The following is a 26,459-nucleotide window of genomic DNA, read 5'->3' as shown; positions in this document are numbered from 1 at the left end:
AAGATCGGCATCCAATTGCACCTACTTTTAATAATTAAGGTATAAACTGGGGGTATCCATGCTAAGTAAAGTGAATGAAACAACCCTAGATCCTTAAACTAACTGAGAAAAATATCCCATTATGAATACTTGGTATTTTTACAGCTTGATGGCTTTGGTCCTTTTAGGAACCCAGCGTTTCCTTTATAAAGTGACAGCTGAGCGCGGCTACAGTTCGGGATTAACAACAGCGGTATTTATGGCGACTGTCTGCGTATTGAGTACGGCTGCATACGTTGTTTCTGGCGTAACTACCGTCAACTATGCAGTGCTCATCGGCCTTGCTCTGGTTAATAGCTGTGCCTTTGCCATCACTACCATCTCAAATATCGAGGCCTTGCGCCACCTGCCCACCTCAATCACTTTCCCCCTCACCCGCTTAAGCCTAGTCGTGGTTATTCTTGTTTCAGTGGTTTATTTCGGTGAACAGCTATCTAATCAACAATGGCTTGGAGTTCTACTTGGCTTTGGTGTTGTTTTCCTGATGGCGAAAGAGGTAAAACAGGACACTTCACCACAGGGAAACAGCCGTTATGGATTATTCTTTGTCGGTGTCTGTATCCTCTGTGGGGCGATCGCTTCGATCTCCAGTAAGGTGGCGGCAGTCTCGACCAACACCGCCGGCTTCATGGCAGTAACCTATCTATTTGCAACTATCTTTTCGCTGTTGATCAATAAAAAGTGGCCGGGAAAAACCTCAGCCACAAGTAAAAAAGGGATGATCCTGATCGGAATTTTGATGGGTATCCTCAACTTCTTTGGCTTTTATGCCTTTTTAACGGCACTAGCCAGCGGCCCATTATCATCCATTGCCTTGATTACCAGCATGCATTTTGTTATCGCCATCATCCTATCGTTCGTGATCTATCACGAAAAAATTACCCTGCGTCGCAGCATGGCACTGGCCTTAACACTGTTAGCCGTTTTTTTAATGAAATCTTGAGTGCCCTCTTATAACTCTATTGCCCTGCTCAAGATTACGTTGTTGACCAACAGAAACAACTCTTCGCATTGGAGTATTTTTACTTGCTTTCCCCCACCCGAATCCCTTAAAACCATCAGTCTTGTTTTTCTTATTCTGTTCGTCCTGAAAAGGTCGAACTATGAACATTTATAAATGGTTGTAATGATGGATTTAAAAATTGTATTTGGCATCGACTTTGGTACGACCAATTCAGCACTTTCAGTTTACCGTAACGGTGGCGTTGAGATGGTAGAAGTTGATGACACGATCAGTGGTGATCGGGTAAGTAATTTGATGCGTTCTGTTCTTTATTTTAGTGAAGAGAAAGAGATTTTCACCGGAAGTGAGGCGATTCGACAGTATGTTGGCGATGGTGCTGAGGGCCGCTTTATGCAGTCGATCAAGACTTTTCTTCCCAATCGTAGTTTTCAAAACACCGAGATTTTCGGTGCGCGCTACGGCATTGATGACTTGGTAGCGATCATCCTCAAAAAGTTAAAGGCTCGCGGCGAGGCACACGTCGGGTATAGCGTGGATAGTGTAGTACTCGGTCGACCCGTAGTATTTTCCACCGATGCCGAGAAGGATGCCATTGCCGAGCAACGGCTAGAAAAGGCCGCGCGTAAAGCTGGCTTTAAACATATATGGTTTCAATATGAACCAGTGGCGGCGGCACTGACTTATGAAGAGACCTTATCTGCGGGTCAAGAGCGTACCGTGTTCATCGGCGATTTTGGCGGTGGCACCTCAGATTTTACCGTAATTCGTGTTAAGGGAGGTGCGTTTGATCGCAGTGACCGCCGCAGTGACGTGCTGTCGTTAGGCGGCGTGTATGTGGCGGGTGACAAGTTCGATTCACAGATCATGTGGGATAAGGTCGCGCACTATTTTGGCCGTTACGCCCGTTATCAACCGATGGGGAAACGGGTGTGGCACGATATTCCAACCACACTTATCAAAACTCTTTGTCAGTGGCACCGTATTCCACTATTACGCGCCCGCGACACTCGTGAGTTGATCCGCGTGTTGAAACGGACGACGGACAACCGCCCCGCTTTGGAATATCTGGAAAACATTATTGAGGATAATTTTGGCTTTGCACTGTTTCAGGCCATCGAAAAAGCGAAGTGTGAACTTTCAGGGTGTGATCAATCGACGATCCGTTTCAATGAGTGTGATTTGTCCATTGCCGAGCCAATTAACAAGAGCGAGTTTGAAACTCTCAATAGCGAAAATTTTCAGCAGATTGAACGCTGCATTGATGAGGTGATCGTTCAATCGGGTCTAACAGCAGCACAAATTGATGCGGTTTCACTAACGGGCGGTACGTCAAAGATTCCCTATATTCAGAACTTGTTCGTCGAGCGTTTTGGTCAAAATAAATCAGAAAACCACAATGCCTTCACCAGCGTAGCTCATGGGCTGGGATCGAGTGTGCCGCTGTTTGTTTAATGGCTTCTTGATTGATGTTTGAGGACCAGATGATGGCTGAATGGGACGAATGAATTATTGCGTGATGTTCTCTTTAGTCCGTAAGCATAGATAACTCTGTTGACGAATGCGCTACCCCCCCATTAGACTACTTCAATCATCTAGACGACGAAACGATCGAAGTTACGCTAAACTCGTATCGCCGCCAACGTCATCAACCGTTATGGGTAAACGAGGCTTATGAGAATTTGGGATATCAATCCGGGTTACCTTAATCGCCAAAGTTTGCTCGGTGAGCATCGAGAGCTGCATGGCATTGTTTCGATCATTGTGAATGGCAAAAAAGGTTATTCAAAGCATCCTGAAACAATACGTTGGGTTGGTTACGGCTGGGCGCTCAAACAACGCCATAATGAATTAGCCAGTGAAATGGCATTAAGAGGCTTCACCGATAGAACGCCTGTGACAACCGAATCAAATCACGACATTTGGCCCATGACGTACATTGATGCTCCCCATGTGCAATTTTCATTACTTAAAGAGAAGTATATCGATAAAGAGATGGGTCGCATACCACTGCCGAAAAACGAGCAGGAGCTATGGAGTCACCATAAATACTCGGTACTGGCTCGTGACCCAAGTACATATAAGCAGATCGGTCACTGTGTATCCAATCAAGAAATTGGCTTTGCTGAGCTGTCTCTGACACTGGTAAAAATATTAAGAACACGTCCTAGTGATGGTGGTGCCCGAAATGCGATTCAACACATGTGGGGCCATGTGAGAGCCAAGAACGAGCAGAATAATTGTGCTATTGAAACGTGGCCGCTACTCACGTTGCTTGACACGGTCCAGAAGAGTGCCATGGAAACGAACGAACCCTATTTAACAAAATCAACAGCATTAAGTGAATTGATGACTTGGTTATAAAGCACCATTCTAACGATTATCTTTTTCGATTACATTAAAATCAGTAGCATTTACTCACGCGCATCAATCCCGTATCATCGACCCATGAGTGATCAACGTAAAATCATCCACGTCGACATGGACGCTTTTTTCGCGGCGGTGGAACAACGCGACAACCCCGAATTACGTGGCAAACCGGTGATTGTTGGCGGAGATCCAAATTCGCGCGGCGTTGTCGCGACCTGCTCCTATGAAGCGCGAAAGTTTGGTATTCATTCGGCTATGGCGGCATCGAAGGCCTATCGCTTATGTCCGCAGGCGGTGTTTGTTCGTCCCCACTTTGATGCCTACCGCGCTGTATCGCAACAGATTCGAGCTATTTTTGCCGATTATACTGAGCTGATTGAACCCCTCTCTCTCGACGAAGCGTTCCTCGATGTATCAACCAACAAAACGTTTTCTGGCTCTGCGACCTTGATTGCCCAACAGATTTTACAGCGCATTCATCAACAGACAGGCCTGACAGCCTCGGCGGGGGTCTCATATAACAAATTTCTAGCTAAAGTTGCTTCGGACTGCAATAAGCCCCATGGCCTAACGGTGATCACACCTCAGCAAGCGGACACTTTTATTTCCCAATTACCAATTCGTCGTTTTTTTGGTGTAGGCAAGGTAACAGAAAAAAAGATGCAATCCCTCGGCATTGAAACAGGTGCTGACTTACGCAACTACAATCGCCTTGAATTGCAGCAATTATTTGGTAAAAGTGGCGATTACTACTACCATATTTCACGCGGGATAGACCTGCGCCCAGTGACCCCCAACCGCATTCGCAAATCGATTGGCAAAGAGACCACCCTTCAGGAAGATATTGATGACTGTGACCTGATGTTGGAGATTCTAAACAGTCTCGCCCTGCGGATAGAAGCCATTGCCGCCAATTACAACACCCGTGCTGGAACAGTGACCCTTAAACTCAAGTTTGCCGATTTTCGTCAAATCACCCTGAGTCACAGCCCGCCACAGACAGTTAACGATGCCGATGCAATTATGGCGATTATCACCCCACTACTCCAAAATTCTGATGCGGGTCAAGACAAAGTTAGACTGCTGGGAATTACTCTGTCAAATCTCGATCTCGAAAAACATCTCCCACCATCACAGCAACTTCTCCTCCCTTTCGATGAGGATCTGAATGTTGCCATCTAAATTATCCCCTGCATGACATTAACACCTCAACCAACGCTGCACTTACCACTTGTGCTTACAATATTCCCCCATTAGGTATCCCTTTTTACTCGTCCAGCAACATCTTAATGAGGACGATATTTCCCACATTAAAGATCCTGTGCAAAGCTGCCGATAAGATAGAAACAGTGAGTTTTTCCACCCAAAAACGATTAAGACAACCTATCAAAGGTGGGAGTTATGGCCAAACGTATTGACAGCAATAATTTTAAGGGAATCAAACCAATCATCGCGTATCAGCGCATTGCCGAGAGATACCACCCGTTCGACGAACGTCGACAACAACCCGTCAAAAAGCGGCCCACTGGCGAAGAACACTACACACGCCGTTTTGTTGCCATGCGCAACCTAATTGACAGCTTGAAACAAGACCATGAGATTCAACGCATTGACTACATCAGCGCAGAACAGGAGATCAAAACTCTAGGGCTGAAAACCATCACCAAAAGCTTGCCACCACTGTTATCCGAGTTGGGCTTGTCGAATAACGCCATAAAAAACATTATCAGTCTTATTGAAGAGCAAACGCCATTCTTGCAGCTGAGAAATAGATCGTCTATCTCTCAGCTCGACCGTTCTTTATATCCAAATATTGGCAACGGCTTGCAGGTTTTGAACTTAGACCTGCCTGATCTGTCACCGCCAATGTTTGACTTTTCCTGTGTAATGTTGGTGGAGCGATGCCAGAACGGGCCGATCGCTTCAACACTCGACAATCTCTATCTAACCATTAACAGTCTGGACAAATTAAAGCCACACGCACCACGACAGCAAAGTTTCCAATTAACACTGTCCATCTCGTCAGGTGTTATTGAGTTGGACCAGGAGGGCCGTAGAGCTTTTTTGTATCAAAGAGCTGACAAATCATTCGGCCTCTATGCTGATAAACAGATTAATCTGGAGATCTGATCGTGTGACACGATATAGATGCGACCAATTTATTTGGCTTACGACTAAAATCTGCACTGATACAACACATCCTTCTGAGTAATTTCAAAATCATTTCCACACAAAGGCACTAAGCCACAAAGAAAGATTTTATAACAATATTGTATGAATTTGATTCTCTTGGTGTCTTTGTGACTCTATATGAGACGGTTTATCTTTTATTTTAGATACTGTTACTCTTATGAAAATTCACCCTCAAGGGTGTGGGTCGTCAATCAATGAAGATCTCGGACTTTAACTCCATCAAACAGTACCCTTACCGCTATGTGCCGCCGAGAAACACCACTCCTTCAATCCATAATTTGAACGTCCATCACTTTAGTTAGAAAATATACTGGTGTTTGCCTTGTTGTTTTTGCACAAAACAGGTATCTTTTTAATCTTGTTTTTTTCAATGATGTGAGACCCAATGCGACCTCTTCTCCGAATTACTACCATTAATCTAATTGCCACAGTGCTAACCTGTACATTTTTAGCGGTGAGTATCGGCTACTACCTTATTCTTGAACCGCTAACGGTGATGGAAAAGAACGTTCAACGCGTTCAAACACGTTACGTTGACCAACAAAAACAACTAATTCAAGAGAATGTAACCCGAGTTGTGCAGCATATTGAAGTACGTCGCCAAGCACACCTAGATGAAATAAAAGATAACCTCAAAGATAAAATCATACTGGTACAGAGTATGAGTACATCACTCTCTCAACTCAATCTTCCGCGTCAGCGTCATATCAGCCAACTCTTATGTACATTGAATGCGATACCGAGCCATTCAGATTCATTCCAACTTATTGATTCTGAACAGCGCGTTATTCAAAGTAACTTTTTTAACAACTCGGGTACTAAATTAAGCATTTCACCACCACTACCCATAGTTGATTCAGAACTGCTCCCGATTGTTGAACGCAGTCGACTATCAACTGAAGTTCAATGGCAAGAGCCAGAGACATCAAACGTTGGTCAAAATAGTCAATCAATTCTCAGTGTGGCAACATATTTACCACGGGTTGATTGTGTTATTATTGTCAGCACTGATTTTAACCAAGCCACCCGCCAGTTACAAAGAAACCTGTTAAAAGAACTTGCACAGGAACGCTTCGGTACGAAAGATTATGGCTACTACTATATCGTAGGCAAAAAAAACAAAATGGCCATGAATGCTTTTTATGAGCCACCATTTCATGACGATCTCTCTTCACTGAATCTGTCCCGCGATAATGAAGTACTCGCGCAGGAACTTAAGCGAGTATCACAACGAAATGGTGCCGATTTTCATAACTACGAGTACCACAACCCAACGTGTGATGGTGACATTGAGGAAAAGCTCGCCTATGTCGCGTACTACGCGCCGTGGGACTGGACCATTGGCACAGGTTTCTACCTTGATTAGCATAAGCAACAACTGAGTGAGGGAATTGCGGCAGCAAATAAAGAGTCACGTGACAAGGTTCGTCGTGGATTGTGGTTGCTGGTCGTCAACTTGCTGTTTGGATTAATGGTGGCGTTATATATCAATCGCCATATCCGTCAACTTGAAAAAAATCGTCATGAAAAAATGCATGAGCTACATCAATATAAAAAGTTGCTCGACCTATCCTGCATGGTCTCCAAAGGTGACCTAAAAGGCCATATTACCTACACCAATAAGTCGTTCCAAAATGTGACGGGCTATACTGCTGAAGAGATGTTGGGCAAACCGCACAATTTATTTCGGCATCCGAGTACACCGAAAAAAGTGTTCAAAGAGCTGTGGGATACCATTCAGGCTGGAGGGGTGTGGCGTGGCGCATCGAAAAATTTCGGCAAGGGTAGTAAAGCATTCTATACCCAACAAGTGATTATGCCAATCACCGATGATAACGGATCGACTCTTGAGTATATTGCTGCTCGATACGATATTACCGAGTTGCTGGAAAAACGGGAACAGTTACAACTGGCATTTTCTACCGATACCTTAACGGCATTGGGCAGTCGCTTAAAATTGATGAACGATATCGAACATGCAACAGAAATACAGTGCCTTGCCCTGATTGATATGGATAGTTTTCATGGTGCAAATAAAGTGTATGGTACCGAGGTTGGCGATCAGCTTTTGAAGCATATTGGCGAAGCGTTATCGCTATTTTTTGGCGGTTCTCAAGCAATGCTCTATCGCCTTAATGCCGATATATTTGGTGTACTAACACCAGAAGACATTCAACTTCACACAAAGATTAGTGAGTTTTTCGAGCAGTTTTCACAGCTAAAATTTCAGCTCGACGATGAGTTTTTAACTGAAATCCCCATATCGTTGACAGCTGGAATCGCCTGCAATCAGAACAACTTATTGACTTGTGCTGATATTGCCATCAAGGAGGCCAAGAAACAAGCAAGACAGGTGTTAATCTATGATATCGAATTGGCTAATAGCGATGAGTACAAGCAGAAAATGTACTGGATTAATTCGGTTCAACAGGCGCTTGTCGATGGTCGACTGGTCGCATATTATCAACCGATTGTTGATCTTTCCACGGGCAAGACATGTAAATTTGAAACACTCATGCGCTTAATTGATACCGACGGCAAGCCTATTCCACCAGGTCTGTTTTTGCCTATCTTGAAACAGACCCATTTTTACGTCTACATGACTCATGCCATGATCGAGCAAGCCTGCTCCTTCTTTAAAGACAAAAAATACTTATTTTCGATCAACTTTACCGTTGATGACTTGTTACGCAAAGAAACCGTACAAATGATTGTTGATACCGCACAGCTATATAATGTGCTTGATCGTTTAGTTTTAGAGGTCGTCGAAACCGAAAACATCCAGAATTACGACCAGGCGTTAGCGACAATTGAATACTTGAAAGATCTTGGTTGCCAAATATCCATTGATGATTTTGGCAGTGGCTATTCTAACTTCTCATACCTTACGCAAGTCAAAGCTGACATCATTAAAATCGATGGTAGCCTCGTTCAAGCGATCAATAAGGATGACCGTACCCGTGAGTTAATTACATCCATTGTCCAGTTTGCTCATCGTTCACAAATGAAAGTTGTGGCCGAGTTTATTGACAGCGAGGAGATTGCCGCTGCCGTAACCGCAATTGGCTGTGATTATGGTCAAGGCTATTACTATAGCCCCCCCATACCCCAACATCTGGTGGAAAACTGTCCTGATTAGGCACAAACCTTCACCAACGACCGCCCTTTTCTATTGAGACAACTCAACAAATAGATCAACCACAGCTTTAATACCTAGTATTGGCACAAATCATATTAACCAAGTTTGTGTTTAATAATTTACGACGTGACAACAGTCAGTTAGCTAAAAGTCCGTCCACCATCAGGCTGTACACTTCTTTCTTTTCCATTCTATATCTCACTAACCAATTGTAAATAAAGAGGAAGAAAATTAGTTGAGACAATTAGTCTGATTTGTATTATAATGAGAAAAAGAATGACCATTCTAGAATCACTAATTGTTTGGTTGCTTAGAAAGAGGACTGCTATGACATCAGAGAATCTGCAAGTGATGCGCAAAACATGGGCTGAATATGCTAACCGTAGTTTGGTTGATCCTGAGAATATTCGCCCGTATGTCGCTAGTTCGTGGCAGCGTTGCCGTAAACTGAATGTCGACCCATATTGTGATCGACAATTCATCATCAGCCCTAAAGACCTTAAACAACGTATGACACAGTTTAAGGATCTCATTACAGTTGCTTTGCCGACAATGAAGAATATTTACAACTTTGTACGTGAGTCAGGCTTTAAAGTCGTTCTCGCTGATGAAGAAGGTTATGTGCTGTCAATTATGGGCGACCATGAAGATTTAGGTGATGTGAATGACAAGCAGATGTGCGCTGGTGCAAATTGGAGCGAATCGTACAAAGGAACCAATGCAATCGGAACCTGTTTAGTCGAACGCCGCCCTATACATATCCACGCTGTAGAACATTTCTGTGAAACAAATCATTTGATGACCTGTTCAGCCGCGCCTATTTTTGATCCCAATGGACAATTAATTGGTGTATTGAATATGACAGGTGAGTATCACCACGCCAACGATCATACGTTGGGCATGGTGGTCGCTGGCGCCAATGCAATCGAAAACCAGTTCCGTTTGCATCGTGCAAATCATAAGCTTTTTTCAGCCTATAAATATTCTGAAACAATTATCAATACCATGTCTGAAGGCTTAATGACTGTCGACACCAAGGGTATTGTTACCCAGTTGAATAACGCGGCAGCGCTTTTGGTTGACACAACGTCGAGTGATGCGATCGGTTGCCACGTTAGTCAAATCCTAAGTAAGGCAACACCAGTTTTAGAGCTGTTAAGTACTGGTACTAGTTATGAAAATCAAGAAGTAATCTTTGAAAAAAATCAGCGTAAATTTTACAGCTCAGGTCGACTACTTTACGACGATTTCAGCAATTGCATTGGTGCAGTAGCGGTATTTAAAAATTACCAAAAGGGCACCAAGAATCAACCACGCAGGGTCGTTATTCCGCTCCCTGCACGTTATATGGTCGATGATATTATTGGAAACTGTCCGCTGATAAAAGAAACAAAGCGACGCGCTAAGATCGCATCAGCAAGTCCTTCAACGGTGCTACTCTGTGGTGAAAGTGGCACGGGAAAGGAGATGTTTGCGCAGAGCATTCATACTCTTGGCCCACGACGTGATAAACCATTTGTTGCCATCAACTGTAGTGCAACGCCTGAAACCTTAATTGAAAGCGAGTTATTTGGTTATGTAGATGGGGCTTTTACTGGCGCAGCAAAAGGTGGAAAAGCTGGCAAATTTGAAATGGCAGACGGCGGCACACTGTTTCTTGATGAAATTGGTGACATGCCGATGTACACCCAAGTAAAGCTCTTACGGGTGATTCAGGAACGAAAAGTGTCTCGTATCGGTTCGTCGACCGAAATTCCAGTTAATATCCGTATTCTTGCGGCAACTCATAAAGATCTTAAAAAAGAGATGGCGGCAGGGAATTTTCGTGAAGACCTTTATTATCGTTTAAATGTCATTTTGTTACAAATTCCACCACTGCGAAAACGGTTAGATGATCTTCCAATACTCGTTGAATCACTTGTTGAGAAACTATCGACTCGTTTGGGGCGTCGTGACATTAAAATTAATGAGACATTTTTGCGAGCGTGCCATGCTCACCCGTGGCCAGGCAATATTCGTGAGCTAGAAAATGCCTTAGAGCGCGCCCTTAATATGGTTGATGAAGATGGCATATTAACTCCAGAACTGATGGAATTAGAGTGTAGTGTTCCTGAAGAGGGTAACGTAAGTTCAGGCCTCGTTCGTCCCCTTAAAGATATGGAGAAAGACTTACTGATTCAAGCTCTGGAGAAATCCGAAGGCAATATCGTTCAAGCATCGCAAATGCTCGGTATTAGTCGTAATACGATCTACCGAAAGATTAAAGAATTTGATTTAGATATTGCTCGTGTGATCTGTGGCTAAAAGTCATTTCCAACAACAAATTTAATCAAATTAGATCAAAACTCTTATTTGGGGCATGAACATTTTGTTCATGCCCCAAATTCGTTCGACACCCCAACCTATTAACTTTCCATCTAAATCTAGATATTTTCGTACTTCGTCCATCCCCATATCTTGGAATGGGTCTTGCTCCAATCTAATACAGCTGTTTCAAAACCGAACATCACATCTCCCATACTATTTTCACACATCACAATATAGTAATAAATCAATATCGGTATCGTATACATCCGTTTTTTGGGCGTTTACGTGACAATCGGAATTACTACGCTATACTTTGGCATGTTCCGTGCTGAATAGACGTTAAAGATAATGTAATTGCACCAGTACTAATTATGACTCTGATAAAAATCACGAAGCACGAAATACGTTGTAACAACGGTGTTACACGGATTTAGTAATCTAGATAACTCAGGAGGTAACAAAGTATGGGAGGTAATTGGATGAAGAAAATTGCACTGATGTTGTTGATGGTAGTTGGTTTAAGCGGAACTGCTTTTGCTGGCGATAAGTTTAGTCTTGATGTGGGTGTTGATTATTCCAGCCGTTATATCTGGCGTGGTATGGATCTAATCTCTGACGACAATGGTGCTGTTCAGCCTTGGGTAGATGCTGGTGTTTCGCTGACCGACAAATTGTCAGTACACTACCTGTTCTGGGCAGATTACCGCTTAGTCGATGGTGATTATGATTTTGGTGATGATAACACTTGGGATGAGTTTGACCACGTTGGTTACCTCACATATGACCTCAATGATACGCTGAGTTTAGAACTTGGTTACATCTACTACTATCTGCCTGCTAATGGCTGGGACGATGGTTTTACTGATCAAGAGTTTTATGGTGGTATCAGTGCCGCGTTGAACGACTATCTATCAACAAGCCTTTATGTTTACTACAACTTTGATAACGATTCAAATGATGGCATCTATGCCAAGCTGGCATTTGATGGCGCAAAGTCTTTGACCGAAACTGCTGAGTTGTTTGGCAGTATTGGCGTTGGCTACATGGACTACGACAATAATTTTGATTCTGGTTTTGCAGATCTGCCTATGTCAGTTGGCGTTTCAGTTGACCTCGGTCATGGCGTTGGTATGTATGTATCTGCCAACTACAGTGTGGCCCTTGATGCACTGCGTGATAACGACCTCAACGACGAGAACGAAGCTTGGGTCATGTCAGGCCTATCATTCTCTATGTAAACTAGATTTGTTACGTAGCGCCGAGGACGTTCCTCGGCGCTACGTTTCTGTTCCCTGCAATGACTCAGAAAAGGAGTATCAGAATGCGTAAACTCTTAAAAATTGCAGCCTTGACAATCAGTGCAGCGTTATTAGCTGCTCCGGTTTTTGCCATGTCAAAGGCTCCAGAAGAAGCTCCTGCTCCTTTTGGTGGTGAAGTACTAAAAATTAATTGCTGGGCTGGTTATGCTGCACCTTATGCTGATGCATTTAAAGCACTCGTTAAAGAAAAGTTCGATGTTGAGGTAATGCTAGAGATCACCAACCCAACCGATCAGGATGAGTTTTATCTCGCAGCAAAAAATGGCACAGCCGACCTCATTTCTCCACCGTACGAGTTGCCTAAAAAACCACAGTTTTATGGCTTCGATACAGCGAACCCACTATTTCAAACAGTGAACCCAGCTAACATTCCTAATATGAAGAAGTTGTTACCTGTGTTCCTCGAAGACACCACACCAATCTATGCGGGCCAACGCTATGGTGTGCCTTACAATTGCGGTCCTTACGGCTTGGCATACAATGCTGATGTCGTTAAGAGCACCCCAAATAGTTGGAACGTGTTGTGGGAGCCTCAATACAAAGGTTTGTACACAGCGAACAACAATTTTCCTATGGTTAACGTTTGGATCACTGCGTTATCACTGGGTTACAGCTACGATGAGATCTTTGATATTGATAAGCTAGATCGAGCTAAGATTCAAACCAAACTGAACGTGCTTGGTCTGAACGCTAAGACACTTTGGGACGGCGCCGCAGATCCTAAAGGTTTTCCAACTCTATCTTTAGCTACTACCTGGGGTTTTGCAGCGCAACAAGCAAACAGTGATGGTGGTAACTGGTTAATTGCTACACCTAAAGAGGGCGGTACGGCTTGGGTTGATGCATGGTATATCACCAGCGCCGCTGAAGGGATGACTAAACGACTTGCTGAAGAGTGGATCAATTTCATGCTTGAACCAGAGCAGCAAGCTGATGTGGTTAAAAGCCAAGGGGTTAGCCCTGCGGTAGTAAGCGTTGGCGATCTATTAAACGCTAACGAAAAAGCAATGTTCCATGTAGGCGATAACGAGTACTTCAAAACGGTTGCTCTGTGGCGCGTTATGAGCCCAGAGACTGAAAAAGCATTTAACGAGATGTGGGAAACGGCGACCAAAGGTCGTTAGGCGGTTATTTTAATCAGCCGGGGATCGCGGATCCTCCGTTTCTAGTATTACAGATCGCAAGGTAGGGAAAGACCGCAATCCTACCCTATAACCTCAAGGAGGTAGAACCAATGGTAAAGATATCTAGACTAGCAATTGGCGGAGCAATGAGCCTAGTACTGCTCGTAGCTGGCTTTGCTGGTGCCGTTTCCATCCCGACTATTAAGGCGGGCGAAGATGTGGGTCAATATGTGACGCGCACCAAAGGCACATTGGATTACACACTTTATAAGCAAATTGTTGGTGCAGCGAATGCATTTAAAGAAGGCGATGAGACGATTGGTGTCGCCGCTGACAACGAGCTTTCTCGTGAGAATGCCCGTAAGTTGCTCGCTAACACAAAAATCAGCTTTATTCACGATAGCGTGATGTTTGAAGATGGCGTGCAAAAGTTGATTTGGGACACGATTGATCTCGCTCAGTATCAACAAGTAAAAGGCTGGACCATTGGTGAGCTGAAAACATTCCTACTCTCCAGCGACGAAGCAGCAATTAAAAGCATCATGTACGGCCTTGATAGTGATGCCATTGGTTGCGTTGTTAAGTTGATGTCCAACCAAGAGCTTATTTCTCTGGGTCAAAAGATCTCTGTTGCCCTACCCGGCAGTAATCTCGGCGCAAAAGGTTATTTAGGTGCTCGTATTCAGCCTAACTCACCAACCGATGATCCTCTTGATATCAAATGGCAAGTTCTTAATGCTTGGGCTTTCGCTGTAGGCGACCAAGTTTTAGGTACGAACCCAGTTGATAGTACTGAAGAATCTGTACTTAAGGTTGAGCTACAACTTAAAGATATGCTGACTACCTTTGGTCTTGAAAAAGATATGCCATGGTGTGTTCTGGCGCATATCGACGTTCAAGCTGCAGTTGAAAAAAGCCATCCTGGTTCAACCGCTCTATGGTTTCAATCTCTTGCTGGTACCGAAAGTGCTAACAAGACTTTTGACCTAACAATCCAAGGGATGATCGATTACGCCAAGGGGCGTAAAGGTCAATATGGTCTGTACTTTGAAACAGGTCAAGGCGCTGACTTCACAAACGGTCATGGCCACGGTTTCGACATGGTTGTTCACGAATCACGCAAGTACGGTTTTGCTCGCGCTCTCAAGCAGTATGTTGCTGCGGGTCAAACTGAAGGGAATGGCGCTTGGGTTCACCTCAATGACGTTGCCGGCTTCATCGGTCCTGAGGTATTTAAAACTCGTGAGCAGCTTGTTCGTTGCTGCCTCGAAGATATCGCTATGGGTAAATTGCACGGCCTGAACTTAGGTCTCGATATCTGCTCAACTTTGCACATGCCTGTAACATTGGATGATCTCGCTTGGTGTCAAGATCAGATTGCTCCAGCGAACCCAGCTTACTTGATGGCACTGCCTACTCGTAACGATCCAATGCTTAGCTACTTGACAACTCAGTACCAAGATCATGTTCGTTTACGTGAGCAGTTTGACTTTAAAGTAAATGATCCAATTTGGGACTTTTTCAAAAAGATTCAAGTGATTGATGCTGATGGCAAGCCTACTGAGCACTTTGGCGACATTAAGTGGGTCTACTATCAGTTCCAACTGGCTAAAGGTGATACCCGCAGCCAACAAGCTATCTTTGCTGAAGCACAGACTGAAATCGACACAGTATTAAGCCATGGTGTTGATTTAGCTATGGGTTACGGTGAAAACATTTGGGACCTTAATCCTGAGTTGGATAAAGAAGTTCACGCTGTTTACGATGATGCTAAGGTGAGCCTATGGACAGAAATGTCTGAAGACTTCATCGCTTCAATCCCTAATTCTGTATCGATCAAGACTACTGTTCACGATCGTGAAGATTACATCGCTGCTCCATCAAAAGGTGAAATCCTCAGCACAGAAGCCGTTGCAACTCTCGGTAAGCTCCGCAACAGCTGGGGCAACAACTCTCCTGATGTTGTCTTTGTTATCTCTGATGGCTTGAACTCTAAAGCTGTTATGGATGAAGGTCACTTGACACCATACCTTCAAGAGATGCGTAAGCTTCTCAAGAACGCAGGTTTTAGCGTTGCTAAGGAAAACATTGTTATCACCGGTGGCCGTGTACGTGCAGGTTATCAGGTTGGCGAGAATATTTTCACTAACTGCGGTGATGCCGGTATGGTTGTTCACATAATTGGTGAGCGTCCAGGTTCTGGTCACCACGCATTCTCTGCCTATGTTGCTATGGGTGGTGAAAAAGTTTGGTGTAATCCTGGCGAAATGGATCACGACTCAGTGAAAGTTGTTTCTGGTATCTCTAACACAGGTTTGGATCCTAAGGATGCTGCCCGTGAAACCGTATCACTGATGAAAAAAATGTAAATCGTTCCAAAGACTTTGGTCAGCCGAAGGTTCTCTTCGGCTGACCAAAGGTTCTAATAAAAAGAAACAATTGGCCCTACCCTCATTTCTGCTCACTAGGAGTTTGTCGGACATTGCAGTTGCTGACTGCACTATTCAACAGTCTCGTAGATGAATTAACCGTCTTCTTTATCTCGCGCAAGGAAGGTTTATTTATGTCAGAGACCTCTGCTGGTTCTTCCTCTCCACAACCTGCACGACTGTCCTTAACAGGTGATCTCGTGCACAAAATTCAGCTATGGTTTCACGCCTTGGCAACCGTTCCCTATTATCGCTACGGTGAAATGGGAACGTTACTGTTCAACATCGCTAAGAGTATCCTCGAAGGGGCGATTCTTTACAGCATGTTCAGTATGGCTGAGAGCCAATATAAAGTTGCCGCTATCATGGGCGTACTCACCAAGTACATCTACCCAGCGATTGTGGTGATTAGTAATGCCCGTATTTCGAGTTTTATTGATCATATTGAAAAAATTACTAACCGCTTTATTCAGTTGCGTAGTTTAGTGCGCGGCATGGTGTTTGTGGCCTTTGGTGAATCCCTAGGAATCCTATTTTTAGTTCTGTGCTATCCACCAATATTCGAGCATTTTTTTAGTGGCAACAGCTATGGTAAATATGTTTTGATCCTGCTCTACCTCCTCCATCACGTGTGCAGCGGTGCGGCTCAAATTGTTGAAGGTCGGCTGTGGTTTAAATTGATCGAAATCAAGCTACGCAATCAATCACAAACTCGCCTCGCACAAAACTTTTGGGGTATTCATGCCATGTCACAGAATATCCATCTAGTGACGAGTATGGTAATGTTGTGGGGAACCACGGCAATTTCTGGCTTGTCGGGTGTTGAATTGGATGGTCCGCTCATGTTCACCATTGTTGGTGCGGCATTTGTTGTGGCATTACCAGCTAAGTTTACGTTACCGCTAGCTTGGCGGTTGCGATTGCGCCAGCAGGAGCTGAGTTAATTATGAACGATTCCATCGTTCAGATCCGTAATTTGTGTTATAGCATTGGCTCCAAACAGATCTTGAACACTATCAACGCTGATTTTGCAGCAGGGCAAATACATGGCATTGTCGGCCCCAATGGTGCAGGAAAATCGACACTAATGCGGACAATCTGTCGGATTTGGGAAGCTAACAGCGGAACAGTTCACATAGCAGGTCGAGATCAACGGCAAATAAACCGTCGTAAGTTAAGTCAACTGGTTACACTAGTACCACAGGAATCACGGGTCGATTTCTCAATTCGTGTATTCGATTTTGTCTCGATGGGCCGCCATCCCCATCTTAACCGACTACAATGGTTACAAAGTCACGATATTGAGATCATTAATCAAGCCTTGCGTGTAACGGATACGGAACATTTTCGTGATCGGTATATCAATCAACTTTCTGGTGGTGAAAGCCAACTGGTTAGTATCGCACGGGCCTTAGTGACTGAAGCACCTATCATTTTACTCGATGAACCAACCAGCGCACTGGATATCCAGCACAAGTTGCAAATCATGGAACTGTTAGGTCTGCTCAAAAAACAGGGCAAGACCATCTTGATGAACATCCACGATCTTGACTTAGCTCGCCGCCATTGCGACACCTTGACGATGCTGCGCCAAGGTCAACTATACTATCAGGGCTGTGCCGAACAGGCATTTAGCTCAGAACATATTCGGGAGGTCTTCAATGTCGAAGTTGAGGAGAGTACAACGGCACATGGCGTTTCATTGCTATTTTATACACAATAAAGGGTTGTTTGTTGGCTTGTGCCTATTGATTGTTTTACTCGGCGGATTGCCATCATCAACCATGGCGGCAATCGCGGCTAGCACTGCCCCCGATTTCCCAATTAATATGGAACAACTCTTAGCTGACTTGAGCACTGCACATCAGCCCGAACCCATTGTTCATCAATATCCTCGTTCATTGGAGTATCACCATCAACGTTGGAACGTTCTCGATGATAGTCTGACCAACGAACAGATTACCCTCACAATCGATCACAAACCACAGCGTATCATCCCCCATGCTGTTGGACTGACTGAGGTGTTGTGGGCAATCACAGAGCATGAACGGATCGCTTCAGTTCACGAAAGTTGTCGGAACAAAAGTTACTCGTTTTTAGCTGATCAACTGTCGGATTCTGTGCCAACCTACGGCCGCGAAGATACTGAAATTGTGATCGGATTGTGTCCTGATTTGGTGTTGACCACCTATTATTCATCTCCTTCGTTTAAAAACCGACTGACGTTGTCGCACATCCCATTTATTGAGATGGGTTTTTTTGGTGATATACCCTCAATCGTGCGTCAGATCAATTTCATTGGTAAGTTGGTTGATGCCGAAGCCAGCGCTGGGCATTTAGTGACAACTATGCAAAACAGTGTCGCGAAGATTCAAGAGATCGTCAAACAGCGCCTAGACGGAAAACCATTGCGAGTGCTCTATTATGATCGGATGGGATTTGTTGCTGGCAAAAATAGCACCTTTGATTCGTTGTGCAACACCCTAGGGATCGAAAACGTGGCAACACAAAATGGCATCAAATTTTTTAAGCAAATTGGTTATGAAACCGTACTCATGTGGGATCCCGATATTATCATTATTCCTGAAGACAGTGGTCTCGATGAACACTTACTGGGTCAGCCGATTCTTGCTACCGCCAAGGCGGTGCGTAATAAAAATATCCGCACTATCCCTAGTGTCTATTTAATGGCTTCTTCCCAGTACACCGTTGCAAGTCTCAATTACCTTGGAGGAGTCCTCTATGAAAAGTAGCCGTTTCTGGCAATATGAACGGCTACGGACAGTGATTGCGCTCTTAGTGGTGATCGCGGTTCTGGGGTTCGGTGTTGTGTTATCTGTAACCATTGGACCATGGGAAATCTCACTCGCTAAAATCGGTCACATTGCATTTGAAATGCTTTTGGGGGCACCTGCTTCGAGCAACGATCCATCAACGGCGATCATCTGGTATGGACGAATTCCGCGTACCCTTACCGGCGTACTAGTTGGATTTTCCCTCGGCTGTGCTGGGGCTATCATGCAGGGTATTTTCAAAAACCCAATGGCCAGCCCTGGAATTATCGGTACCAGTTCTGGCGCTGCACTCGGTGCCGTATTAGCCATATATTTGGGCCTGGCCTCGGGGAGTATCTATGTGGTGCCGTTATTTTCAGTGGCAATGGCATTTCTGTCGCTGCTAGTAGTGCTCGCAATTGCTACCACAGGCGGGCTCACTTCCCGTTACACACTGTTACTAGGTGGAATCGCATTTAACGCTATATTTACTGCGATGACCTCGGTGGTGATTATCTTATCCACTGAACAGTTCGATATGGCGCGTAAAGTAGTGAGCTGGTTGATGGGCGATTTAAACAACCGCTCATGGGAACATGTGCTGATCATTTCTGTAATAGCAGTGGTTGCCCTACTCGGTTCGCTGCTGTTTGCTCGAGATCTGAACATCATCATGGTGAGTGAAGAGCAGGCGCGTAATTTTGGTGTTAACGTTGGCCTGTCACGTAATTTTCTACTGTTTTTTTCAGCTCTGCTTACCGGTGGGGCCATTGCCGTAGCAGGTGGCATTGGTTTTGTCGGCTTGATTGCCCCACATATGATGCGCAGCTTCGTTGGTTCCGACAACCGGATTTTGTTGCCAGCATCGGGCTTACTCGGAGCAGTGATGGTAGTTTATGCGGATTGCTTGGTGCGAATTGTCGCCAGTGGTGGTTTACGAATCGGGGTATTAACCGCCCTGCTTGGTGGACCATTTTTCCTCTATTTGATCATTCGTGACCGGAAGAAGTTTATCTATTTTTAGCAAACCGTGCGGATTGTTCGCAACGTGGCGAACCTGCATATAGACCGAAGTTGAAGCGGTCGACTTAAATGGTGAAGGGTGAAATTTGATGTCAGAGATACAACCTCATCAATCAGAACAACTGGAAACGCCAGCGGCAATGTATTACACCCAGCTGGAACAGATTCGTCAACAGATTGCGACGGTAATTGTCGGTCAGAAACCGATGGTGGAAGCGATGCTGTGCGCCATGCTATCGCGTGGTCATATTCTACTTGAAGGAGTTCCCGGCTTAGCAAAAAGTTTGGCCGTAGCAACCTTTTCTCGAACCATCGGTGGCGATTATCACCGCATTCAATTTACCCCCGATAAACTACCCAGCGATGTCACCGGTACCATGGTCTACGATGAAAGCCAGAATAACTTTGTTTTTCATGCTGGTCCTGTGTTTTGTAATATCTTACTTGCCGATGAGATCAATCGGGCCTCACCTAAAGTTCAATCGGCACTACTCGAAGCGATGCAGGAACAAGCAGTAAGTGTCGATAGCGATAACTATCCCCTACCTGATCTGTTTATGGTACTGGCAACCCAGAACCCTGTTGAGCAGTTAGGAACGTACCCTCTTTCTGAGGCTCAGCTTGATCGTTTCATGGCCAAAATAACCATCACCTACCCTCAGTCACACCACGAAGAGGCGCTATTAACCATCCGTGGGCAAGGAGTTCAGGCTGGCGAACAGTCGTTAGAGGAGATCCTGCAACCAGAACAAGCAGTACTCATTCAAAACTATGTTGCCAAGCACATTCAACTCTCTGAAGAGGTAATTCGCTACATTTTAACCATCTGCCAGCGCACACGTCCTGAAAACAGTACGGCTCCTGCCATGGTGTCACGTTATGTACAGGTCGGTAATTCGCCACGTGCAGCGGAGCATTTGGTTGCTTACTGCAAAAGTTACGCATTTCTTCATCGCCGCAGCTATGTCAATTTTGATGATGTCGATGCGTGTATTATTCCAGTACTCGGTCATCGTCTGGTGTTAAGCGATGCCGCTATTCTTGAGGGAGTATGTGAAAGCGATATCCTTCAAGCAGTTGTGGCAACGGTTTCTCCCTTCGCTGTAGCTAATGAGATTGATCACTCCAATCGTTCAAGTGTTCACTAACCGTTAGCGGGGCAAAGATGAAGCCAAAATATCTTCTCAACCTGCAGCTAAAATATCCACCGCGTGAAGAAACCAGTGGTGATTGGTCAGGACTAAATAAGGGGGTTGGCTACGAGCTGTGGTCGCTACGCCCCTATGAAAGTGGCGATAGTTTTCGTCATATAGATTGGAAAGCACGGGCGCGTACTGGCAACCTATATGTTCGCGAATTTGCTCGCGACGCTGCCTACACACTCATGCTGATCTGTGATATCAGTCCATCGATGCAACTAGGTGGCAAACGAGAGATGCAGCGTGACATTGCTATCTCAATGGCTCAAGCGGCAATACAGGAGAACAATCGCTGTGGCCTCTTGTTGTACGCACAGGGAGTGGAGCATTACCTCCCACCTAGTGCCGATCCGCGGCAGGTTCAGCGCATTGCCAAAAAATTATCGACAAAGCACTGTGCTGAGGTACGCCGCACCTGCTTGCGGCCAGCACTACAGTTTATGAAACAGAAACTGCCCAGTTGTCTCGGCATTATTTTATCCGACTTCCAGCACAATTTAGATGAATTACTAGGGGTCACTGAAGCAACGGGCCGGCAAAAAATTCCCGCTCACGAGTTAGTGGCACTCCATCTCCTCAGTGGAGTCGAGGTTAACCATCAAGGTTTTCGTGGTGGTCAGTTTTCAATTAAAGATGTAGAAAGCGGCCAGACATGTTCTATCGACCTCAATCGCTGGCGCGATTATGACCGCTTACAGCAGCAACATCGACAGCAGACGGCACAGAATTTAGATCACAGCGGAGTCAGTTCGTTGCTAATCGACGTGAGCGCAGGAGATGTTCAAAAAAAGATCAACAATCTATTTGTTCGCCGAGTCGCCTCAAGGCGCTAAGCGAATTATTTATTCACGATGACGGAGAAACACTATGGACGCTCTGATCCATTTTATCTCAATGACACGCTTCAAAACCGTTACTGGCCTCACCAACTTGAAGCACAACGGCAAGAACATCGGCAAGCATGGTGCCATTTTCATTGGCTGTTTGGTGCTAAGTGTTGCCATATTCTGCGGTTTAGCCACAGCAGCAACTTCGCTGTGTAAGCAACCAACCCCACCTTCACAAATATCTCCACCATCATCTCTAGTCGCGCAAAGCAATCAGCTGCGTCACGTATGGCAGGAGAATCTGGCTGAACTATGGTTTTATGATGATGAGGGCCAACCGGTGGTTCCAACCATTGACAACAACTGGCTAGCCGTACGCTTCACAGCAGTATTTGCGACAGGCAGTGACATGCCAGAGGTGATGCTCGAATTTAACCAACGCTACGGCGAAGCATTAGTCGATGTCATTTACAATCCAGCCCATCCAGACCTAGGCCTTTACCGTTTTAAAGAGACCCATCGTAATGGGGTGATCAACACGATTCTCGCTAGTGACGATTCGACGATTCGCTATATTTTTCCAGCCTTGATCATAGAAGGACAACCTCAGATTCTCGGTGAACGGATCAGTGTGCGTTGGAAAAGTCAGATTCGCCCTCAACGGCGTCAGCAACTACTTCAATCTGTAGGTGCAATTGATTATTCCGAAGACTTAACGGGCCGCGAAGAGGTCATTCAAATTAATCCCTGCCAAATATCGACGTGGAAAGCAGCCAATCGCCTAGCAGAAGATGTTCAGGTGGTGCGCGCAACCCCTGAACTTCTAGCAGTCGAAGCGCCAATCACTGTGAACTTCAGCCTCACCAGTCAGGGTGCTGTCGCTGGTGCAGCGATACCATTCAGCCTCGATATCCATTTTAACGATAATGTAAGGATCGAACTCGGAACTCTAGCCAACCTCAACCTGAAACCAGCACAGGTTTTCCGCAATCTGTTTGCTATTGAGTACGATACACCGCTCAGTGCTATCGACATCCGCCGCAGTCCAATTCAACTTCGTGGTCGATTATATCTTTACGCTAGTGGCGAATTTGAGTTGCCGAGTATCCCTGTTTTTTACCGTAATGAAAGCAGCGATGCCAGCAAAGTTCACCGTATCAATACCCCAGCAATTAGCGTGCGCATGGCAGCACTGGTTCCTGAAGCTGAAGGGGACTACCGCCTTCAAGTACCGGTTCAATTAGATCAGCTGGTTGCGTCTAAAAATGATTCACAACCACCTCGCTCTACTCTGTGGCGAGCGCTGATCGCGATGGTGCTGTTTATTGCCGGTATGGGTGTGATATTGAGGCGACAATGGCAACATCGCCAACAGCAACCACAAACATTAGCGGTTGAAACAACAGCATTACAGCAGTTGCAACAGACACTTGAGCTGCCACAGTCATTAGCACGAGTTGGTCAGGCGCTGCGTTATTATCTAATCGACTGGGCTGGTGCTGAGGGTCTCACCACAGGTGGAGGCAGCCAACTATTTTTCGATAAATTACAGCCCTTTATCAACCCCGAATATCAGTCACAGATTGAACAGACACTTCAACTTCTCGATAACTCTTTGGCGCGCACGGTTGGCGAGATCGAAACGAATGAACGACTCGAACAGGTTGCACAATTAACGTTGACCCTTGAAAAACATCGCTCAATTGAGTCACTCAACCGTCACAGCACAGTGCCTAATCCGTAATGTTTACGTCGTTGGAACTGACATACCCTTGGGCATTTCTGCTGCTAGGGCTGCTGCCATTGATTGTGCTTGCAGGCCTTCGCTGGCGCGAAACGATACCGTTTTCACGCGTCGACAGTCGATTTGAAACGATCGCTCCAACATCAATGGTTCGCCATTACGAAACCCTGCTGTTTGCGACGGCGTATCTGTGTTTGGTGTTAAGCATCGTCGATATCAGTTATGCCCGTCAGGAAGTTGAAGAGTTTATCGAGTCGAAGTGGATCTTCCTCACCTTGGACATGTCTGGTTCGATGAAACGACCAATCAACCGTTTCTCCGAACAAACTCTCGACGATTTGGCACTCGATGGCATTGAAAGTTTTATCGATATTCGTGGTGTTGAGGACTACATTGGACTGGTAGCGTTTTCCAGCACACCGAAACTGTTAGCACCGTTGACATTTGATCGCCGCCTACTACGCAAGAAAATAGAACTGTTGCGGCGCAAAAACCACACTCCTATCTACCGTCAGCTCACCTCTGGTGGTGGCACCAATGCTTCGGAAGCGGTGTGGCTAGCGTTATCAGCGTTCTTTTCCATGCTACCAGAGAAAAGTCGCCTAAGTCTGGACGAAATTTCCGCCTTACGTAACTTTCTTCTCGGTGCACCAGGCGGACTGCTCGACGTGCCAGACAAGCTGCACCAGCAACAATTTGGTACAGGAAAGGCAGTGATTCTTTTTACCGATGGCCGCATCGAACCGACGTTACGCGCTCATAAACGTAAGGGCAAGGTTCCCAACCTCGTTAATGTAATTGAGTTGATGAAGGCTCTCGGTATCCGCTTCTACATCATCTCTGTTGGCGGTGAAGTGGATACAGCCGTTCAGCGCGCCATGGACGATGTTGGTCGTGATGTTGGCCGCATTTTTGTTACTGCGAAATCGCTTCAGCAACAAACGATTCACGAGGTCTATCAGGAGATCGATAATCTCGAAAGCAACCACAATCTGACCCGAGTCACTCAGGTGGCCCGTTCCACACGACCATTTTTTGCCCTTGCAGGCTGGTTGCTGGTTTTAATCCATGTTCTATTACGTAACGTGCCACCGTTACGCCGGCTCTAAATTGTCGTCACAGAAACAAAGGTGAAATTATGACTAAACTGATATCAACGAACAAAAACAGATCGGCAGTGTACTCTGCCCTATTCTGGCTATTTATGTCCGCCTGTTTGGTGGTCGCTATCGATGGTGCCATTAGTTATCAGCGAGCGAGCCAGCGCCATGAAAAAGAACAACAGTTTTATCAGCAAATGGCACGGGTTCAGCAGCAAGGACAGAGTGTCGAACTCTCTGAGTTGACCCTGTTGCAACAGCGGGCACAACACCTCCAATTAACGGTGCCATCGCTTGATTACCTTATTCTCTACGGCCAATGGTTAGAGGCCTTAACCCATTTCGACAGATTAGCTGCTGGTGCGGAAAACCGTTATGTTGCGAGCGATCTCGATAGCCAGCGTAACGATGTTCATCAATCACTACTGCAACTACGCGCTACCTGCGATAAGCAATTGCGCTACGGCGAAGGTCGCCAATCTGAGAACAATTACCAGCATTGGCCAATCTATAATTTACGCGGTGCGGTGTCGGTGATGATGGCATATAGCTTGATCGAATTTTCACATGATAGTGAGAAAAGCCGAACGTTCCTCGCTGATGCAGTGGAAGATTTTAAGCAGTCGATCCGCAGTGTTGATGAAAGTGCTGTGATGCCGGCTCAACGAATGATCCCACGCTGGAATTTAGAACTGATTGTTGGCGCGGGAGAATCGGTGGTTGTCGGTCGGCAACTTGGTGGCGATTCGGTAGATGAGATGCGCGGACAACTTCAAGCCGTTGTGCCAAATGTCGGCGGTTATTCACCAGGGGCGCCACTCGAAACTCGGGTACGTAAATAAACGGATGATGTGATGAAGTGGACACAACCTGCATACCTGTTATTGCTGCTCGCATTACCAGTAGTATTGCTGCTCACCATCGTGACAGAACGCTACTGGCAGCGTATTCGTGTGCTTTGGGCTGGACAACGAGCGCGATTACACTGGCGCAGTCAATTGCGTATAGCACTGGTCGCAATGCTATTTGTTGTGTTACCGCTAGCGTTAGCAGGTTTGACTGTTCCTGCTATGGCACCGCAAAGTATTCAGGAACGGATGACGCTGGTGATCGGCCTCGATGTGAGCAAATCGATGCTAGCCGAAGATGTACTTGAATCCCCTGAGCCGCAGCGTCTCGCCAATCGTTTGAACCTAGGTCGTTCATTCATCAATAATCTTCTCAATGAACTGGAAAATGAACGAGTCGGATTGTTCTTCTTTGCTCGGAATGGAATCGAGATGGTTCCACCCACACGCGACCATGGTTTTATCCGTTATATCCTCCGTCATACCGATATGGGTCGTCTCACAGATTCAGGGAGTGACCTTGTCGCGGCACTAACAACAGCTGATACCATGATGGGTGATGACAGCTTTCAGGGCAATGAAGCAGTGGTGCTTATTACCGATGGTGAAGATACTGAAAACTCACTTGAACAATTAATGAACCACCTTCAATCACCGAATACCAAGCGACGGCCAGTCTATAGCGTGCGCATTGGTAGCGATGAATCGGTTCTTATCCCGATCCGTAAACCGGGGATTCCCAGCATTGAAGGATTCTACACCGATGAACAGGGTCTTACTTTGCAAACCCGAGCGAGTGACTCACTATTACAACACATTACAGCGTTAACCCAAGGAACGAACTGGCATTATCGCAGCGACACCAGCAGAGTAGCTCAACAGGTCGTAGATCAGATCATGCAACAAGCTCAAGAATCAGATACAGCAGTTGTTTCAACACTAGGCGGGCTAGGCCTCAGTAGCCTGTTTTTGATGTTTGGTCTGGCTCTTTATTCTCTCTATATGATGCTCTAGCAGGCTGTTGAACTTTACCAGAACCTACGGCTCGTCAAGCCCGACAGAC

Annotated in this window: 21 protein-coding genes; all 21 read left to right on the top strand. The window is 45.5% G+C overall.

What is annotated here, in order from left to right; genetic code table 11:
- Window positions 1–121 precede the first annotated feature (121 nt).
- The 21 genes from ACZ5KY_RS09870 to ACZ5KY_RS09770 all read left to right on the top strand — a co-directional run bounded on the left by ACZ5KY_RS09870 (window position 122) and on the right by ACZ5KY_RS09770 (window position 26,410).
- Window positions 122–982 (top strand): EamA family transporter, encoded by an 861-nt coding sequence (locus ACZ5KY_RS09870; protein ID WP_464243729.1) that lies wholly within the window; start codon window positions 122–124, stop codon window positions 980–982.
- Window positions 983–1,165: 183 nt separating this feature from the next.
- Window positions 1,166–2,455, top strand: coding sequence for an Hsp70 family protein (locus ACZ5KY_RS09865; protein WP_464243728.1), 1,290 nt, complete (start codon window positions 1,166–1,168; stop codon window positions 2,453–2,455).
- A gap of 219 nt (window positions 2,456–2,674) precedes the next feature.
- Window positions 2,675–3,364 (top strand): DUF1722 domain-containing protein, encoded by a 690-nt coding sequence (locus ACZ5KY_RS09860; RefSeq protein WP_464243727.1) that lies wholly within the window; start codon window positions 2,675–2,677, stop codon window positions 3,362–3,364.
- Window positions 3,365–3,448: 84 nt separating this feature from the next.
- Window positions 3,449–4,552, top strand: coding sequence for a DNA polymerase IV (dinB, locus tag ACZ5KY_RS09855; protein ID WP_464243726.1), 1,104 nt, complete (start codon window positions 3,449–3,451; stop codon window positions 4,550–4,552).
- A 219-nt stretch (window positions 4,553–4,771) separates the two neighbouring features.
- Window positions 4,772–5,500: a hypothetical protein gene (locus ACZ5KY_RS09850; protein ID WP_464243725.1), complete on the top strand. Its 729-nt coding sequence runs from the start codon at window positions 4,772–4,774 to the stop codon at window positions 5,498–5,500.
- A 448-nt stretch (window positions 5,501–5,948) separates the two neighbouring features.
- Window positions 5,949–6,929, top strand: a complete 981-nt coding sequence (locus ACZ5KY_RS09845) for a cache domain-containing protein (RefSeq protein WP_464243724.1) — start codon at window positions 5,949–5,951, stop codon at window positions 6,927–6,929.
- Window positions 6,930–7,004: 75 nt separating this feature from the next.
- Window positions 7,005–8,702 (top strand): sensor domain-containing protein, encoded by a 1,698-nt coding sequence (locus tag ACZ5KY_RS09840; RefSeq protein WP_464243723.1) that lies wholly within the window; start codon window positions 7,005–7,007, stop codon window positions 8,700–8,702.
- Window positions 8,703–9,029: 327 nt separating this feature from the next.
- A complete protein-coding gene (locus tag ACZ5KY_RS09835; RefSeq protein WP_464243722.1) occupies window positions 9,030–11,006 on the top strand; it encodes a sigma-54-dependent Fis family transcriptional regulator in 1,977 nt (658 codons plus the stop codon).
- A gap of 482 nt (window positions 11,007–11,488) precedes the next feature.
- Window positions 11,489–12,247 (top strand): TorF family putative porin, encoded by a 759-nt coding sequence (locus ACZ5KY_RS09830; RefSeq protein ID WP_464243721.1) that lies wholly within the window; start codon window positions 11,489–11,491, stop codon window positions 12,245–12,247.
- An 83-nt stretch (window positions 12,248–12,330) separates the two neighbouring features.
- Entirely contained in the window at window positions 12,331–13,452 is a 1,122-nt protein-coding gene (locus tag ACZ5KY_RS09825; protein ID WP_464243720.1) for an ABC transporter substrate-binding protein, read from the top strand.
- A gap of 110 nt (window positions 13,453–13,562) precedes the next feature.
- Window positions 13,563–15,821 carry an ethanolamine ammonia-lyase subunit EutB gene (gene eutB / locus ACZ5KY_RS09820; protein WP_464243719.1) on the top strand — a complete coding sequence of 753 codons (2,259 nt, stop codon included), beginning with the start codon at window positions 13,563–13,565 and terminating at the stop codon, window positions 15,819–15,821.
- Between the two features lie 194 nt (window positions 15,822–16,015).
- On the top strand, window positions 16,016–16,825 hold the full coding sequence (locus tag ACZ5KY_RS09815) for a hypothetical protein (RefSeq protein WP_464243718.1): 810 nt from the start codon (window positions 16,016–16,018) through the stop codon (window positions 16,823–16,825).
- A 2-nt stretch (window positions 16,826–16,827) separates the two neighbouring features.
- Entirely contained in the window at window positions 16,828–17,604 is a 777-nt protein-coding gene (locus tag ACZ5KY_RS09810; RefSeq protein WP_464243717.1) for an ABC transporter ATP-binding protein, read from the top strand.
- Window positions 17,573–18,634: an ABC transporter substrate-binding protein gene (locus ACZ5KY_RS09805; RefSeq protein WP_464243716.1), complete on the top strand. Its 1,062-nt coding sequence runs from the start codon at window positions 17,573–17,575 to the stop codon at window positions 18,632–18,634. Before ACZ5KY_RS09810 ends, ACZ5KY_RS09805 begins: the two co-directional genes overlap by 32 nt.
- Window positions 18,624–19,679, top strand: coding sequence for a FecCD family ABC transporter permease (locus ACZ5KY_RS09800; protein WP_464243715.1), 1,056 nt, complete (start codon window positions 18,624–18,626; stop codon window positions 19,677–19,679). Before ACZ5KY_RS09805 ends, ACZ5KY_RS09800 begins: the two co-directional genes overlap by 11 nt.
- 88 nt (window positions 19,680–19,767) lie before the next feature.
- Window positions 19,768–20,826 carry an AAA family ATPase gene (locus ACZ5KY_RS09795; RefSeq protein ID WP_464243714.1) on the top strand — a complete coding sequence of 353 codons (1,059 nt, stop codon included), beginning with the start codon at window positions 19,768–19,770 and terminating at the stop codon, window positions 20,824–20,826.
- Window positions 20,827–20,843: 17 nt separating this feature from the next.
- Entirely contained in the window at window positions 20,844–21,710 is an 867-nt protein-coding gene (locus tag ACZ5KY_RS09790; protein WP_464243713.1) for a DUF58 domain-containing protein, read from the top strand.
- A 34-nt stretch (window positions 21,711–21,744) separates the two neighbouring features.
- A complete protein-coding gene (locus ACZ5KY_RS09785) occupies window positions 21,745–23,448 on the top strand; it encodes a hypothetical protein (RefSeq protein ID WP_464243712.1) in 1,704 nt (567 codons plus the stop codon).
- A complete protein-coding gene (locus ACZ5KY_RS09780) occupies window positions 23,448–24,557 on the top strand; it encodes a vWA domain-containing protein (RefSeq protein WP_464243711.1) in 1,110 nt (369 codons plus the stop codon). Before ACZ5KY_RS09785 ends, ACZ5KY_RS09780 begins: the two co-directional genes overlap by 1 nt.
- Before the next feature lie 29 nt (window positions 24,558–24,586).
- Complete coding sequence (locus tag ACZ5KY_RS09775; RefSeq protein ID WP_464243710.1) at window positions 24,587–25,390, top strand: hypothetical protein; 804 nt, start codon at window positions 24,587–24,589, stop codon at window positions 25,388–25,390.
- A 12-nt stretch (window positions 25,391–25,402) separates the two neighbouring features.
- On the top strand, window positions 25,403–26,410 hold the full coding sequence (locus tag ACZ5KY_RS09770) for a VWA domain-containing protein (RefSeq protein WP_464243709.1): 1,008 nt from the start codon (window positions 25,403–25,405) through the stop codon (window positions 26,408–26,410).
- Window positions 26,411–26,459: the final 49 nt, after the last annotated feature.

The organism is Desulfuromonas svalbardensis (assembly GCF_055389415.1).
This window is presented reverse-complemented; position numbering and strand designations above follow the sequence as displayed.

Excerpts from the sequence above, each read along its gene's own strand:
- ACZ5KY_RS09790 (WP_464243713.1), top strand. The coding sequence starts at position 20,844 with ATGAAGCCAAAATATCTTCTCAACCTGCAGCTAAAATATCCACCGCGT.
- ACZ5KY_RS09845 (WP_464243724.1), top strand. The coding sequence starts at position 5,949 with ATGCGACCTCTTCTCCGAATTACTACCATTAATCTAATTGCCACAGTG.
- ACZ5KY_RS09830 (WP_464243721.1), top strand. The coding sequence starts at position 11,489 with ATGAAGAAAATTGCACTGATGTTGTTGATGGTAGTTGGTTTAAGCGGA.
- dinB (WP_464243726.1), top strand. The coding sequence starts at position 3,449 with ATGAGTGATCAACGTAAAATCATCCACGTCGACATGGACGCTTTTTTC.
- ACZ5KY_RS09770 (WP_464243709.1), top strand. The coding sequence starts at position 25,403 with ATGAAGTGGACACAACCTGCATACCTGTTATTGCTGCTCGCATTACCA.
- ACZ5KY_RS09860 (WP_464243727.1), top strand. The coding sequence starts at position 2,675 with ATGAGAATTTGGGATATCAATCCGGGTTACCTTAATCGCCAAAGTTTG.
- ACZ5KY_RS09825 (WP_464243720.1), top strand. The coding sequence starts at position 12,331 with ATGCGTAAACTCTTAAAAATTGCAGCCTTGACAATCAGTGCAGCGTTA.
- eutB (WP_464243719.1), top strand. The coding sequence starts at position 13,563 with ATGGTAAAGATATCTAGACTAGCAATTGGCGGAGCAATGAGCCTAGTA.
- ACZ5KY_RS09780 (WP_464243711.1), top strand. The coding sequence starts at position 23,448 with ATGTTTACGTCGTTGGAACTGACATACCCTTGGGCATTTCTGCTGCTA.
- ACZ5KY_RS09775 (WP_464243710.1), top strand. The coding sequence starts at position 24,587 with ATGACTAAACTGATATCAACGAACAAAAACAGATCGGCAGTGTACTCT.
- ACZ5KY_RS09800 (WP_464243715.1), top strand. The coding sequence starts at position 18,624 with ATGAAAAGTAGCCGTTTCTGGCAATATGAACGGCTACGGACAGTGATT.
- ACZ5KY_RS09805 (WP_464243716.1), top strand. The coding sequence starts at position 17,573 with ATGGCGTTTCATTGCTATTTTATACACAATAAAGGGTTGTTTGTTGGC.
- ACZ5KY_RS09815 (WP_464243718.1), top strand. The coding sequence starts at position 16,016 with ATGTCAGAGACCTCTGCTGGTTCTTCCTCTCCACAACCTGCACGACTG.
- ACZ5KY_RS09785 (WP_464243712.1), top strand. The coding sequence starts at position 21,745 with ATGGACGCTCTGATCCATTTTATCTCAATGACACGCTTCAAAACCGTT.
- ACZ5KY_RS09810 (WP_464243717.1), top strand. The coding sequence starts at position 16,828 with ATGAACGATTCCATCGTTCAGATCCGTAATTTGTGTTATAGCATTGGC.
- ACZ5KY_RS09835 (WP_464243722.1), top strand. The coding sequence starts at position 9,030 with ATGACATCAGAGAATCTGCAAGTGATGCGCAAAACATGGGCTGAATAT.
- ACZ5KY_RS09795 (WP_464243714.1), top strand. The coding sequence starts at position 19,768 with ATGTCAGAGATACAACCTCATCAATCAGAACAACTGGAAACGCCAGCG.
- ACZ5KY_RS09850 (WP_464243725.1), top strand. The coding sequence starts at position 4,772 with ATGGCCAAACGTATTGACAGCAATAATTTTAAGGGAATCAAACCAATC.
- ACZ5KY_RS09870 (WP_464243729.1), top strand. The coding sequence starts at position 122 with ATGAATACTTGGTATTTTTACAGCTTGATGGCTTTGGTCCTTTTAGGA.
- ACZ5KY_RS09865 (WP_464243728.1), top strand. The coding sequence starts at position 1,166 with ATGATGGATTTAAAAATTGTATTTGGCATCGACTTTGGTACGACCAAT.